At 68.8% G+C, this 13,424-nt stretch carries 14 protein-coding genes and 4 tRNA genes; 3 read left to right on the forward strand and 15 right to left on the reverse strand.

Translation table 11 applies throughout. The annotated features are described in order from the left end of the window. Positions 1–62 precede the first annotated feature (62 nt). From gcvP to FN821_RS03240, 14 genes are all read right to left on the reverse strand, one after another. Positions 63–2,915, reverse strand: a complete 2,853-nt coding sequence (gcvP, locus tag FN821_RS03180) for an aminomethyl-transferring glycine dehydrogenase (RefSeq protein ID WP_131171101.1) — start codon at positions 2,913–2,915, stop codon at positions 63–65. Between the two features lie 112 nt (positions 2,916–3,027). Continuing rightward, on the reverse strand, positions 3,028–3,615 hold the full coding sequence (locus FN821_RS03185; RefSeq protein WP_131171102.1) for a MerR family transcriptional regulator: 588 nt from the start codon (positions 3,613–3,615) through the stop codon (positions 3,028–3,030). 132 nt (positions 3,616–3,747) lie between these two features. Next, on the reverse strand, positions 3,748–4,242 hold the full coding sequence (locus FN821_RS03190; protein ID WP_131171103.1) for a bifunctional nuclease family protein: 495 nt from the start codon (positions 4,240–4,242) through the stop codon (positions 3,748–3,750). 7 nt (positions 4,243–4,249) lie between these two features. Then, positions 4,250–4,951 carry a transcriptional regulator FtsR gene (gene ftsR, locus FN821_RS03195; protein WP_131171104.1) on the reverse strand — a complete coding sequence of 234 codons (702 nt, stop codon included), beginning with the start codon at positions 4,949–4,951 and terminating at the stop codon, positions 4,250–4,252. Further along, positions 4,952–5,437: an FHA domain-containing protein gene (locus FN821_RS03200; protein ID WP_131171105.1), complete on the reverse strand. Its 486-nt coding sequence runs from the start codon at positions 5,435–5,437 to the stop codon at positions 4,952–4,954. A 69-nt stretch (positions 5,438–5,506) separates the two neighbouring features. Further along, positions 5,507–5,890 (reverse strand): glycine cleavage system protein GcvH, encoded by a 384-nt coding sequence (gene gcvH / locus FN821_RS03205; RefSeq protein ID WP_131171106.1) that lies wholly within the window; start codon positions 5,888–5,890, stop codon positions 5,507–5,509. A gap of 98 nt (positions 5,891–5,988) precedes the next feature. Further along, positions 5,989–6,531, reverse strand: coding sequence for an HIT family protein (locus FN821_RS03210; RefSeq protein ID WP_131171107.1), 543 nt, complete (start codon positions 6,529–6,531; stop codon positions 5,989–5,991). A 1-nt stretch (position 6,532) separates the two neighbouring features. After that, the gene (gene thrS, locus FN821_RS03215; protein WP_131171108.1) at positions 6,533–8,569 is read right to left on the reverse strand and encodes a threonine--tRNA ligase; all 2,037 of its coding nucleotides are present in this window, start codon (positions 8,567–8,569) and stop codon (positions 6,533–6,535) included. A 31-nt stretch (positions 8,570–8,600) separates the two neighbouring features. Beyond that, positions 8,601–8,747, reverse strand: a complete 147-nt coding sequence (locus FN821_RS14150) for a hypothetical protein (protein WP_165489220.1) — start codon at positions 8,745–8,747, stop codon at positions 8,601–8,603. Between the two features lie 78 nt (positions 8,748–8,825). Then, positions 8,826–9,704 carry a class I SAM-dependent methyltransferase gene (locus FN821_RS03220; RefSeq protein ID WP_131171109.1) on the reverse strand — a complete coding sequence of 293 codons (879 nt, stop codon included), beginning with the start codon at positions 9,702–9,704 and terminating at the stop codon, positions 8,826–8,828. 127 nt (positions 9,705–9,831) lie between these two features. Beyond that, positions 9,832–10,407, reverse strand: coding sequence for a manganese efflux pump MntP (locus tag FN821_RS03225; protein WP_131171110.1), 576 nt, complete (start codon positions 10,405–10,407; stop codon positions 9,832–9,834). A 56-nt stretch (positions 10,408–10,463) separates the two neighbouring features. Next, positions 10,464–10,539, reverse strand: a tRNA-Val gene (locus FN821_RS03230). Between the two features lies 1 nt (position 10,540). Then, positions 10,541–10,611: transfer RNA gene (locus FN821_RS03235), tRNA-Cys, on the reverse strand. Between the two features lie 42 nt (positions 10,612–10,653). Then, a tRNA-Gly gene (locus FN821_RS03240) sits at positions 10,654–10,726 on the reverse strand. A 142-nt stretch (positions 10,727–10,868) separates the two neighbouring features. Between FN821_RS03240 and FN821_RS03245 the strand changes: the two genes are divergently transcribed. Then, positions 10,869–10,940: transfer RNA gene (locus tag FN821_RS03245), tRNA-Val, on the forward strand. Positions 10,941–11,189: 249 nt separating this feature from the next. Beyond that, on the forward strand, positions 11,190–11,993 hold the full coding sequence (locus FN821_RS03250; protein WP_131171111.1) for a sirohydrochlorin chelatase: 804 nt from the start codon (positions 11,190–11,192) through the stop codon (positions 11,991–11,993). 13 nt (positions 11,994–12,006) lie between these two features. On the opposite strand, the gene FN821_RS03255 is transcribed toward FN821_RS03250, so the two are convergent. Continuing rightward, the gene (locus FN821_RS03255; protein ID WP_131171112.1) at positions 12,007–12,879 is read right to left on the reverse strand and encodes a PPK2 family polyphosphate kinase; all 873 of its coding nucleotides are present in this window, start codon (positions 12,877–12,879) and stop codon (positions 12,007–12,009) included. Positions 12,880–12,951: 72 nt separating this feature from the next. On the opposite strand from FN821_RS03255, the gene msrB reads away from it, so the two are divergent. After that, positions 12,952–13,392, forward strand: coding sequence for a peptide-methionine (R)-S-oxide reductase MsrB (msrB, locus tag FN821_RS03260; RefSeq protein ID WP_421958035.1), 441 nt, complete (start codon positions 12,952–12,954; stop codon positions 13,390–13,392). The last annotated feature ends 32 nt before the right edge of the window (positions 13,393–13,424 follow it).

The raw sequence follows: 13,424 nt of genomic DNA on the forward strand, positions 1-13,424 counted from the left end.
GGCCCCCGACCAAAGACGGACGCCTCGCAGGCCAAGCCTGCGAGGCGTCCGTCTGTTCGAGCTCAGTCCTCGTACGCCTCGGGCGGCGGGCAGGAGCAGATGAGGTTGCGGTCGCCGTGCGCGTTGTCGACGCGCCCGACGGCCGGCCAGTAGCGGTCCTGGGCGCCGAGGGCGATCAGGCCGCGCTTCTGCCCCGCCGGGAAGGCGGCCAGGGTCCGCGGGTAGGGATGCGTCCAGGCATCGGCCACGCACTGCTCCAGCGTGTGCGGGGCGTTGTGCAGCGGGTTGTCGTCGGCCGGCCACGTCCCGGACGCGACGGCCTCCGCCTCGTCCGCGATCGCCACCATGGCGTCCGCGAAGCGATCGAGTTCCGTCAGGGACTCCGACTCAGTCGGCTCGACCATGAGCGTGCCGGCCACCGGGAAGCTCATCGTCGGCGCGTGGAAGCCGTAGTCGATCAGCCGCTTGGCGACGTCGTCCACGGTGACTCCCGTGGCCTTCGTCATGGGCCGCAGATCGAGGATGCATTCGTGGGCGACGAGGCCGCTCTCGGCGGTGTACAGGATCGGATAGCGGTCCTTGAGGCGCGCCACCAGATAGTTGGCGTTGAGCACGGCCGTCTGCGAGGCCGCCTTCAGGCCGGCAGCGCCCATCATCGCGATGAAGGCCCAGGTGATCGGCAGCACGCCCGCGGAGCCAAAGGGCGCGGATGAGACCGGCCCATACGACGTCGCCGGGCCGGCGTCCGACCGCAGGGGGTGGGAGGGCAGGAACGGCGCGAGGTGCTCACGGACCGCCACCGGGCCGACGCCGGGCCCGCCGCCGCCGTGCGGGATGGCGAACGTCTTGTGCAGGTTCAGGTGGCTCACGTCGGCCCCGAACTTGCCGGGCTGGGAGAGGCCCATCTGGGCGTTCAGGTTCGCCCCGTCGACGTAGACCTGGCCGCCAGCCTCGTGGACCAGGGCGCACACCTCGGTGATCTGCTCCTCGAAGACGCCGTGCGTCGACGGGTAGGTAACCATGATCACGGAGAGCCGGTCGGCGTGCGCGGCGATCTTGGCGCGGAGGTCGGTCATGTCGACCGAGCCATCCGGAGCCGTCCCGACCACCACGACCTTCATGCCGGCCATCGCTGCGGACGCCGCATTGGTGCCGTGAGCGGACGCGGGGATCAGGCAGACATCACGGGCCGCGTCCCCACGGGAGAGGTGGTAGGACCGGACCGCCATCAGGCCGGCGAACTCACCCTGGCTACCGGCGTTGGGCTGCAGGCTCACCCTGTCGTAGCCGGTGACCGCCGACAGCCAGCGCTCGAGGTCGTCGATCAGCTGGGCGTAGCCCACGGCGTCCGAGGCGGGAACGAACGGATGCAGATTGGCGAAACCCGGGTAGCTGATGGGCTCCATGGACGCCGCCGGGTTGAGCTTCATCGTGCAGGAGCCGAGCGGGATCATCCCGCGGTCCAGCCCGAAGTCGCGGTCGGCGAGCGAGCGCAGGTACCGCATCATCTCGGTCTCGGAGGTGTAGGTGTTGAACACCGGATGGGTGAGGTAGGAGCTCGTCCGCAGGTCCTGACCCAGACCGCCCCAGACGGCGTCGGTGTCCCAGACGCCCCCGAACGCGGCGACCACGGCGTGCAGGTCGGACGCCGTCGTGTCCTCCCCCACGCTGATGCCGACGCGGTCCTCGTCGACCAGACGCAGGTGGACCCCGGACGCGCGCGCCGCGGCCACGACGTCGCGAGCGCGGCCGGGAGCGCTGACGGTGAGCGTGTCGAAGAACGCCTCGTGCTCGGGCGGCGTCCCGTGGGCCGCGAGATTCGCCGCGAGCCGACGCGTCCGGTCGTGGATGTCTTGGGCGATCGCCTTGAGTCCCTGCGGCCCGTGGTAGACGGCGTACATGGACGCCGCGACGGCCAGCAGCACCTGCGCGGTGCAGATGTTGGATGTCGCCTTCTCGCGGCGGATGTGCTGCTCGCGCGTCTGCAGCGCGAGGCGCAGGGCGGGCGCGCCGTGCGGGTCGACGGACAGGCCGACGAGGCGTCCCGGCATCTGCCGTTCCAGGCCCTCGCGCACGGCGATGTAGCCGGCATGCGGGCCGCCGAAGAACAGGGGCACGCCGAAGCGCTGGGTCGTCCCCACGGCGACGTCGGCACCCCATTCGGCGGGCGGCGTGAGCAGGGTCAGGGCCAGGAGGTCTGCCGCGGCGATGACGGTGGTGCCGTTCTCGTGGGCCTTGGCCGCGATGAGTTCGAGCTCGTCAAGGCGACGGACGCGACCGTCGGCGTCCGGGGTCTGCACGACGACAGCGAAAGCGTCATGACGTTGCAGGCCCTCGACCAGGTCTGCTGCCTCGACGACGTCGTAGCCCAGGGCCAACGCTCGCGTCCGGACGACGGCGGCGCTCTGCGGCAGCAGGCCGGCATCGAGCAAGACGACCGAGCCCTTGCGCGTCGTGCGCCGCGCCAACGCGACCGCCTCGGCCACGGCGGTGCCCTCGTCCAGCAGGCTCGCCCCGGACGACGGCAGGCCCGTCAGGTCGGCGACCATCGTCTGGAAGTTCAGCAGCGCCTCCAGGCGGCCCTGGCTGATCTCGGGCTGATACGGGGTGTAGGCCGTGTACCAGCCCGGGTTCTCCAGCACGTTGCGGCGGATCACAGCGGGCGTGATCGTGCCGTAGTAGCCCAGGCCGATCATGGCGCGGCCAGGGGTGTTAGCGGCGGCCAAGCCGGAGAGGCGAGCCTGCGCCTCGGCCTCGGTCAGAGCCTCGGGAAGGTCGAGCGCCCGGTCCATGAGGATCGTGGCGGGCACCACCGCGGACGCCAGCGCGTCGAGATCGTCGTACCCGACGGCGTCCAGCATGTGCCGGCGGTCTTCTCCGATGACGCCTAGGTGGCGATCAACGAACACGTCCATGATGAGGCTCCCAGCGGCTGCGCCCCGGCCATCGGGGCGGCGCCACCTGGACAATCTATCGAGTCAGGCCCCGATTGGAGCCGCCCGGACGGGGTGGCGAGGGCCCCTCAACTTAACCGGCGTGCCGCGCCTGACGGCGCAGCGCCAGCTCGTCACCCATCGTGGACGAGGCGTCCAGCCCCGCGTCGACCGAGACGTCGGCCCGCTCGGTGGGCAGCTCGGCGAGGGTGCCCTCCAGCTCGTGCCAGACCCCACCGAGGGCGATGCCGAAGACGCCTTGGCCACCCTGCACCAGGTCGATGATCTCGTCGTTGGACACGCACTCGTAGACCGAGATGCCATCGCTCATCAGCGTGACCTGGGTCAGATCGCGGACGCCGCGGGCGCGCAGGTGCTCGATGGCGGTGCGGATCTGCTGCAGGGAGATCCCCGCGTCCAGCAGGCGCTTGACGACCTTGAGCATCAGGATGTCGCGGAAGCTGTAGAGCCGCTGCGTTCCGGAGCCGCCGGCGGGGCGGATCTCGGGAACGACGAGGTCGGTGCGCGCCCAGTAGTCGAGCTGGCGGTAGGTGATGCCGGCGGCGTTGCACGCCACGGGGCCGCGGAAGCCGAGGTCCTCGGGCAGCGGAGAGAAGTCCCCCTCGAAGAGTGCGTCCTGCACCTGAGCCGGGACCGGGCGCTGCGTCGCTTGGGCGTTCACGGGGGCCTCATTCGTCGTCGTTGGGCTGACTCTACGGCCCGTACGCTAACCATGCATCACCACCGCAGGGCTCGACACGCCGCCGCTGCGCGAGCATCGGGTCGCGAAGTCTGAAGCAGATCTGGAGGGTTGCTAGGACCGCTCGTCGAAGTCGTCAGCGTTGACGTTGGCCAGGAAGGCCCGAAACTGCTCGACCTCGTCCGCCGTGGACTCAGGCCACTCGTCACCGGCGGCCAGCTGTGCCTGGGTCACGCCGGCGTCCGCCATCACCTCGTCCGCGACGAACATCGGGGCTCCGCACCGAAGCGCGAGCGCGACCCCGTCCGAGGCGCGGCACGTGACGGTCATGCCGTTGATGCTCAGCTCGGCGTGAAAGATCCCGTCGGCGGCCGAGGTGATGTTCAGGCGTTCGATGAGGGCTCCCTGGCTGGCCAGGGCCTCGACCAGCAGGTCGTGCGTCGACGGGTAATCGACCGATTCGGGTTCGAGCGCGGACAGGATCGCCGCGCCCGCGGCTGCGCTGATCCAGATGGCCAACTGCCGCTCCCCGTCGAGCTCTTTCAGCACCAGGACCGGTGAGACCGCGTGGTCCGTCACCCGGACGTCGCCGAAGAGCAGCTGGATCATGGCGGCCTCAGTGGGAAATCGACTGCCGCAGGATCGCGGCGTGGACGTGCATGACGAGTTGCATGATGTCGGACGCCGCCTGGCGCGATGCCTGGCCACGTCGGGCGCCGGTGTTCACGGCCTGGTCGATCAGGCCGACCTCACGCTCGACGGCCTGCTTGATCGCGCGCAGGTGTCGGGCGTCCATGCCGTAGCCCGCGAGCTTCCGGGCCGCCACGGCCACCATGAGCGCGTCGCGGCCGTAGAAAATCGTCCCCCGGCGGGGCACCACGAGGGCGTGCCGCTCCAGCTCGACCAACGCCGCGTCCGACAGGCCGCTCAGCCGCAGCAGGTCGCGGCGCGTCACGTGGATCGGACGCTTCCCGGGGTTCGGCCCGGACGCCAGCGTCGGGCCCGTCGTCACCGGAGCCGGCGTGAGGTCGGGCTCCGGGACCGGCGTTTCCAGGCTCGGCGGGTCCAGGCCCTGATCGATGAGGTCCAGATGCTCGCGGATCACCTTCAACGGCAGGTAATGGTTCTTCTGCACGTCGAGGATGTAGCGCAGCCTCTTGATGTCCGCCTCGGAGTAGCGGCGGTACCCGGATGGCGCCCGTTCCGGCGACAGCAGTCCCTCGGTCTCGAGGAACCTGATCTTCGAGATCGAGATGTCAGGGAACTCGTCGACCAGGATCTTCAGGACCTGGCCGATGCTGCGCCGATCCGGGGGCATTTAGTCCTGCCCGGCCGGGTCCACCAGATAGAGCATGCGGAACTTGCCGATCTGGACCTCGTCACCCCGCTTGAGCGGGCTGTCCCCCTCGATGAGCGATCGGTTGACGTAGGTGCCGTTGAGGCTGTTCAGATCGGTGATCCAGCTGTGCCCCGCCCGGTTCGTGAGCTTGGCGTGATGCCTTGAGACCGTGACGTCGTCCAAGAAGATGTCGCATTGAGGGTGCCGCCCGGCGGTCACCGTGTCGGTGTCGAGAACGAACTTGGTGCCCTCGTTCGGGCCCCGGACGACGAGCAGCAGCCCCACCCCGCGCGGGATGTCGGCCAGAGCCTCCAACTGCGCCTCGGTGAGCTCGACCTGGTCCTCGCTCGGAATCGCGGGGATCACGCGCGTCGTGTCGCCGCTGTGACTCTTGAGAGCGGCGCCGCAGTTGCTGCAGAAGTTGACGGTGTCGGGTAGCTGCTGGCCGCATTCGGGGCAGGTCATCGAGTCCCTTTCTGAGCGTGGACCCGGGGGGACCCCGGGGTTCGCTAACACTAACCTAGCCGCGGGCGCTCAGCTCTCGCCGACCAGCGCCGCGTAGCCTTCGGCGTCCAGGAGATCGTCGAGCTCCGCGGTATCGGACATCTCCACCTCGAACATCCAGCCGTCACCGTAGGGGTCGGCATTGATGGTCTCGGGCGCGCCGTCCAGCAACGGGTTGACGGCCGTCACGACGCCGGAGACGGGCGCGAAGACGTCGGACACGCTCTTGGTCGACTCGATCTCGGCGCAGCTGTCGTCCAGGGCGACTTCCTCGCCGACCTGAGGCAGGGAGACGTAGACCACGTCACCGAGTGCCTCTGCGGCAAAGGCGGTGATGCCGACGCGCACCGTGCCGCCATTACCGGCGCGGAGCCACTCGTGCTTGTCGGTGTAGCGCAGATCCTCGGGGAACATGGAGCCTCCTCATTTCGTCAAAGCCCTGGGACGGCTGTCAGCCTAGTCGCTTCCCTGGCCGCGGGGATGAGGTTGCCGACCACTCAAACGGTGGACGCCTAGAGCTGGCTCCACGCGTCGGCGAGCAGCCGCCGGGTCTGTTCCAACAGCTGCGGCAAGGCCTTGGTCTGGGCCACCACCGGCAAGAAGTTGGAGTCCCCCGCCCACCTCGGAACGAGGTGCTGGTGCAGGTGGGCGGCGATCCCCGCGCCTGCAACCTCACCTTGGTTCATCCCGACATTGAACCCAGCCGGACGCGACACCGCGCGAATCACGTCCATGGCCCGCTTGGTGATCTCACCGAACTCGGCCCGCTCGCCCTCGGTCAGCTCGGTGTAGTCCGCCACGTGGCGATACGGGCAGACCAGCACGTGCCCCGGGTTGTACGGGAACAGGTTCATGACCACATAGGACGCTTCGCCCCGAAAGACGACGAGACCGTCGGCGTCCGACTGGTGCGGGGCGCGGCAGAAGGGGCACTCCCCCTCGGACGCGTCCGCAGGCTTCGCCTCGCCGCCGATGTAGACCATGCGGTGGGGCGTCCACAGGCGCTGGAAGGCGTCCGGGACCCCGGCGAAACCAGCGGACGCCTCGGCGTCCATGTCAGCCCTGCGACTCGGGGGCCGTCGGGCTGTCGTTGCGACGCGACTCGACCCAGGACGCGACCTGCGCGACGGCGTCCGCGATCGGAACGCCGTTCTGCTGGGACCCGTCGCGGTAGCGGAACGACACGGCGCCGGCGGCGACGTCCTCGAAGCCGGCGATCATGACGAACGGCACCTTCTGCTTGGCCGCGTTCCGGATCTTCTTGCCGAAGCGATCGTCGCTGTGGTCGATCTCGACCCGGACGCCGCGTGCCCGCAGTTGCGCAGCGACCGCCTCCAGGTGCTCGGCGTGCTCGTCCGCGACCGGGATCCCGAGCACCTGCACCGGCGACAGCCACGCCGGGAACGCCCCCGCGTAGTGCTCGATAAGGACCCCCAGGAACCGCTCGATCGACCCGAACTTGGCCGAGTGGATCATCACCGGCTGCTGGTGGCTGCCGTCCGCGGCGACGTACTCCAGCCCGAAGCGCTCGGGCTGCATGAAGTCGAGCTGAATGGTCGACATCTGCCAGGTGCGCCCAATGGCGTCCTTCGCCTGGACCGAGATCTTCGGGCCGTAGAACGCGGCGCCGCCCGGATCGGCGACCAAGTCCAGGCCGGACGCCAACGCGACCTCCTCCAGCGTCTTGGTCGCCACCGCCCACTGCTCATCGGTGCCGAGGAACTTGTCCTTCTTCTTGCCGTCGTCGCGGGTCGAGAGCTCCAGGTAGAAGTCGTTCAGCCCGAAGTCGCGCAGCAGCTTCAGCACGAAGCCCAGCAGGTGCCGGATCTCGTCGGCGACCTGCTCGGTGGTGCAGTAGCTGTGCGAGTCGTCCTGGGTGATCGAGCGGACGCGGGTCAACCCTTGGATGACGCCGGACTTCTCGTCGCGGTAGACGGTGCCGAACTCGAAAAGCCGCAGCGGCAACTCGCGGTACGACCGGCCCCGAGACGAGTAGATCAGGTTGTGCATCGGGCAGTTCATCGCCTTGAGGCGGTAGGCCTGACCCTCGTCGTTGATCGGCGGGAACATGAAATCGCCGTAGTAGGGCAGGTGGCCGGAGGTGTAGTACAGATCCTCCTTGGCGATGTGTGGCGTGCCGACGTACTCGAAGCCGTTGTCGATGTGGGCCTGGCGGACGTAGTCCTCCATGGCGCGCTTGATGATGCCGCCCTTGGGGTGGAACAGCGGCAGGCCCGAGCCCACGAGGTCGTTGAAGCTGAAGAGGTCCAGTTCGGCGCCCAGCTTGCGGTGGTCGCGCTTGGCGGCCTCCTCCAGGCGGGTCTGGTACGCCTTGAGGTCGTCCATGGACGCCCACGCGGTGCCGTAGACGCGCTGCAGCTGGGGGTTGGCCTGGTCGCCGCGCCAGTAGGCGGCGGACGTCCGGGTGAGGCTGATCGCCTTGAGATAGCCCGTGTGCGGCAGGTGCGGGCCCTTGCACAGGTCGCGCCAGGCCACCGAGCCGTCACGGCGCATGTTCTCGTAGACGGTCAGCTCGTTGCCGCCCACCTCGCCGGCGGTCTCGGCGTCCTGGGGCTTGCCCTTGAGGTCGACGAGTTCCATCTTGAAGGGCTCGGCGGCGAACTCGACCGCGGCCTCGGCGTCCGGAATGACGCGTCGCAGGAACGGCTGCCGCTCGCGGACGATCTGCTTGATCTCCTTCTCGATCGCGGCGAGATCCTCCGGGGTGAACGGCTTCTCCGTGCGGAAGTCGTAGTAGAAGCCGTTGTCGATCGCGGGACCGATGCCTAGCTGCGTGCCGGGGAACAGCCGCTGCACCGCCTGCGCGGTGATGTGGGCGGCCGAGTGCCGGATCACGTGCAGGCCGTCGTTGGACGCCGCGGGCACGGCCTCCACTTCGGCGCCGTCAGCGATGCCGGCGCGCAGGTCGCGGACCTCGCCGTCCACCTTCATGGCGACGATGTCGGGGTTGGTGCCGAACAGGTCCAGACCGGTCGTGCCCGTCTCGACCGTCCGCTGCTCGCGCGAGCCAGGTGATGCGACGGTGATGGTGAGGGACACGATCTTTCCTTTCGACAGGACGAACGCGCCCATTCTGCCGCATCGCCCGGTCAGGTCCGCGCAGTCACCGCGGGGGCAGACCGGCGAGCCACGCGCTCGACTCGGTGGTGAGCTGCCAGTAGATCCCGTTGCCGACGTAGACGCCGCCGCAGGTGCCGACCAAGGCTGCGAGGGTTCCGTCCGCCGTGCGGACGATGATGTCGTCGCGCATGGGCTGCTGCCGCGTAAGGCAGGGCCGGCGCGGATCGCATGCTGGATGGACGCCGCGGGCCCGCCTTTCGTTGCAGGGTCAGCGGAGGGGTTGCGTTGCGATCAGCGTGTAGGACGCCGCCAGCCGTTCGGGCCTCACCTGGAGCCGGTGCTCCCCCGTCGCGTCTGCGGTCATCAGACCCGGCAAGGCGTTCCACGGGACGCTGTCGTGCTCGCGGAGGGCGGTGAGCGTCAGGCCGGCGTCCAGGACTGCGGAGACGATCTCACCCAGCCCATGCGGCCACTCGAGGCACCGGGGATTGGTGACCGGCAGGTCGCCGTAGTAGCTGATCGCGTCGTTCCACTCCAGCGGCTCGTCCTGCTCGAAGTACGGGTAGTCGACCACGGGCGCCAGTTCGCCGGGTGCGGTCAGCCAGCCGTGAGTCTCCCGCTCGGACGCCGCCGCGCTGATCGGCGCCACCACCAGCGTGCTGAGCATGGGATGACACTCGCGGATGAACAGCCGACCGCCGGGGCGCAGGACTTGGCTCACCACCTCGGCCCAGCGGCTGACGCTGGGCAGCCAGCACAGCGCGCCGATGCCGGTGTAGACGAGGTCGAAGGTGCGACCTGCCAGGGCGTCCGGAGCCGAGTACACATCGCTTCGGACGTAGTCGATGGACGCCCCGCCGCGACCCGCCAGGTCGCGGGCGTGGCGCAGGGACTCCCCCGACAGGTCGACCCCGACCACCGAGCGCGCCCCTAGGCGGGCGAGGCTCAGCGTGTCCGTTCCTAGATGGCACTGCAGGTGAACGACGTCGAGCCCGTCGAGGCGTCCGAGCAGTGGGAGATCGAACCGGACGACGCCGGACAGGGCCTCCGGATCGGCGAGCAGTTCGGGGATGCCGTACCCGGCCGCGACGTGGGTGGCTGCGCGGGCGTCCCAGTTCGCCTCGTTGATGACCAAGTAGTCGTCCATGTCGGCCAGAGTATGGGCGGCGCTGCTCGGCCGCACGGGGCCCAGGGTCGTTCGGTTGGCCGGCGTCAGGTCGCTGCTGGCGCTCACCAACTTCAGCCCCATGGACGCCAAGCCGGCTCTGCGAGCGTCAGAACGCCAGGATGCCCAGGTGCTCCAGCAGGATCTTCAGCCCGATCCCCACCAGGATGATGCCGCCCGCGATCTCGGCGGGCTTCTCGAACCGGGAGCCGAACTGGTGGCCCAGCACGACACCGAGGAAGGACAACACGCCGGTGATGACGGCGATCATGGCGACGGTGACCCAGATGTCGAGCCGCATGAACGCGAAGCCGACGCCGGCCGCGAGAGCATCGATCGAGGTGGCCACCGCGAGCACGAGGATCTCCCTGAGTCCGAGCCCGGTGCGCGACGGGGACTCTTCGTCGGCGTCCGGCTGGAAAGCGCCCCACAGCATGCGGCCGCCGACGATGGCCAGCAGGCCAAAAGCGATCCAGTGGTCGTAGGCGGTGATCGCGGACGCGAACTGCGAGCCGACGAGCCAGCCGATCAAAGGCATCAGCCCTTGGAAGAGGCCGAAGGCGCCGGCCAGGACGAACGCCTGGAGGTGCTCGCGCCGGCGCATCCCGAGCCCCTTGCCCACCGACACGGCGAACGCGTCCATCGACAGTCCGACGGCGATGAGCACCAGCTCAACGATCGACACGGGGTCCCCTCTGCTGACCGAGATGCAAAACGGCCCGGACGAACCGGGCCGTTGCATGGTGGGCGGTACCAGACTTGAACTGATGACCTCTTCCGTGTCAGGGAAGCGCGCTACCAACTGCGCCAACCGCCCGAGGTGGGTACCGGATTTGAACCGGTGTACACGGATTTGCAGTCCGTTGCCTCGCCTCTCGGCCAACCCACCAACGCAGGTAGGCCCTGTCGCGAGCCGAAGGACCCTCCTCCGAGCGGACGACGGGATTCGAACCCGCGACCCTCACCTTGGCAAGGTGATGCTCTACCAGCTGAGCCACGTCCGCGTTGTGCCGTCCGGACTACCCGTTTCGGCGCGTCGATAACCATAGCGGGGTCGCTGAGGGACTTCAAACCGACCCAGCCGACCCGGAACCACGCGGCGGCAATGTGCGAACTTCGCGGGCGTCCAGTAAGGTTCTTCCTCGCGGGCGATTGGCGCAGTGGTAGCGCGCTTCGTTCACACCGAAGAGGTCACTGGTTCGAACCCAGTATCGCCCACCGCACGAAAGCCGCTCGATCCGGGGTACGCCACCTGGACCGGGCGGCTCTTTTGTTCTTGGTTTCCTGGCCGGGCCAGTCCCGGGGACGGCATACGTGACGCAATCCGCGCTGGATGGTCGCAGAATGAGACGCCGATCTCGCTATGCGAGACCTCGATTTGCGTCATAGGGACTAAACAACAACGATTCAGTTAACAAAAGATCGGCAAGGGCGCCGTCTCACGGACTACTCACAGTCAGGAGCGCCATGTCAGCACCCGCTCTCGTGATGGTGGCGCACGGCAGCATCGACCCGCGAGTCGCTCAAGTCGTGCATGCCCTTCGCGAATCCCTTCGGGCGGCCCGTCCTGACCTGACGATCCATGCGGCCTTCTTCGACAAGTGTCCCCCGAGCCCGGCGCAGGTCGTCTCCCAGCTAAGCGACGCCGGCGCGACGGAGGCCGTGTTCGTCCCCCTCGAGCTGACCCATGCGATCGAGACCGATCCGCCGATCGTCTCGCTCGTTTCGACCTGCCGTGAGCACACGCCCGCGATGAACTTCGTCGCCTCGCGACCGATCGGTCCCGAACTCAACCTGCTGAGCATCCTCGACGAGAGGCTGCGCGCCGCTTTGGCGTCCGCTCGCGTGCTCGAGTTGGACGGCCTCGTGCTGTCGTCGGCGTCCTGCGGGGACGTGCGCGGGTCGTCGCTGCTGGCCCGTCGGGCTCGGCAGTGGTCGACCCACCATCGACTCCCCTGCCTCACCGCCGTCGCGGACGGCACCGGCCCGTCAGTGACTCAGGCGATCCAGGGCCTGCGGTCCCAGGGGCGGCGCCACATCGCGGTCGGCTCGTTCTTTCTCACCGCCGACGAGCTCTTCCAGGCGCAGGCGGATCTGGCCCTGCGCGGAGGCGCGGTCGCGGTCTCGGATCCGATCGGGGCGGCCCGCGAGGTCTTGGACCTGGTCCTCGCCCGCTACGCCTTCGCCGCCATGGACCTGCTCGACTTCGCTCAGGCGGCCCCGACGTACGTCGACTTCTTCGACGAGGACATCGACTGGCAGTCCGCCTGAGCCGTAAGAAGGCTCAGGACGCCGCCACCCGCGCGCGCTCTGCCTCCACGTCGAAGGTCGGCGCCGGCCAGTCGAGGTTGAGCTCAGCCATCTTCTCGCGCAGCAACTCCGCGACCGCCCAGTCGCGGTACCACTTCTTGTCCGCGGGGATGACGTACCAGGGTGCGGCATCCGGGTTGCAGCGGGTGAGCGCCGCGTTGTAGGCATCCTCGTAGGCGTCCCACTTGGCGCGGCTGTCGAGATCGCCCGGGTTGTACTTCCAGTACTTGTCGGGGCCGACCAGTCGAGCGGCGAGCCGCTTCTTCTGCTCCTCCTTGGAGACGTGCAGGAAGCACTTGATGAGGGTGTACCCCTCGGCGACCCGAGCGGCCTCCCACGCGTTGATCTGGTCGTAGCGGGCCTCCCAGACGTCCTGCGGCACCAGCTGCTCCACGCGCACGATCAGGACGTCCTCGTACTGCGAGCGGTCGAAGATGCCGATCATGCCCGGCCCAGGCAGGGCATTCGTGATGCGCCACAGGAAGTCGTGGGCCCGCTCCTCGGCCGTGGGGGCCTTGAACGCCTTGATTTGGATGCCCTGGGGGTCGACGAGGCCGATCGCGTGCCGGATGATCCCGCCCTTCCCAGACGTGTCCATGCCCTGCAGGATCAACAGCACGCGCTTGGCGGTCTCCGGCTTCGCCTTCCCGTCCGCGTACATGCGCTCCTGCAGGTCACCCAGGACGGAGGCCAGGACGAGGCGGGACGCCTCGGCGTCCGACTTGCCTCTCCCGGGGTAGCCCGGGCTGGCGTCCGTGGGAATGGACCTGATGTCGACGGCTCCAGAGGGGGCGCGGAGGAGTTGGGACAGGGGCTTGCCACCCTTGACGTACGCGGTCTTGGCCATGGACGAAGTGTGGCCTCCCGGCCCGGGCGAAGGGAAGCGACGCGCCCCCAACCCGGACGCTCCCTTGGGTCTTTGGCTCCCACCGGGCAGGATGGCGCCGTGACCGACAACGTGCCCCGCGTCCTGCTGACTCCTGACGAGTGGCGGGCGAAGCTGACCCCGTTCGAGTACCACGTGTTGCGCGAAGCCGGTACGGAGCGTCCGGGCACGGGCGCCTACAACGAGTTCAGTGAGCCTGGCACGTACGCCTGCCGTGCCTGCGGTGCCGAGTTGTTCACGAGCACCGAGAAGTTCTCCTCGCACTGCGGCTGGCCGTCGTTCTACGCGCCTGCAGCCGACGACCGAGTGCGCTACGTCACGGACGCCTCACTGCCCGGACGCCCCCGCGTCGAGGTCCGCTGCGCGGCCTGCGACAGCCATCTGGGCCACGTGTTCGAGGGCGAGGGCTACGACACGCCGACCGATCAGCGGTACTGCATCAACTCCGTCTGCCTCGTCCACACGCCTGCCTGACCCGGCCCCCGAGGCGCCACCCGTCGGCGCGC

The organism is Propioniciclava tarda, from assembly GCF_900182665.1.
Taxonomy (GTDB): domain Bacteria; phylum Actinomycetota; class Actinomycetes; order Propionibacteriales; family Propionibacteriaceae; genus Propioniciclava; species Propioniciclava tarda.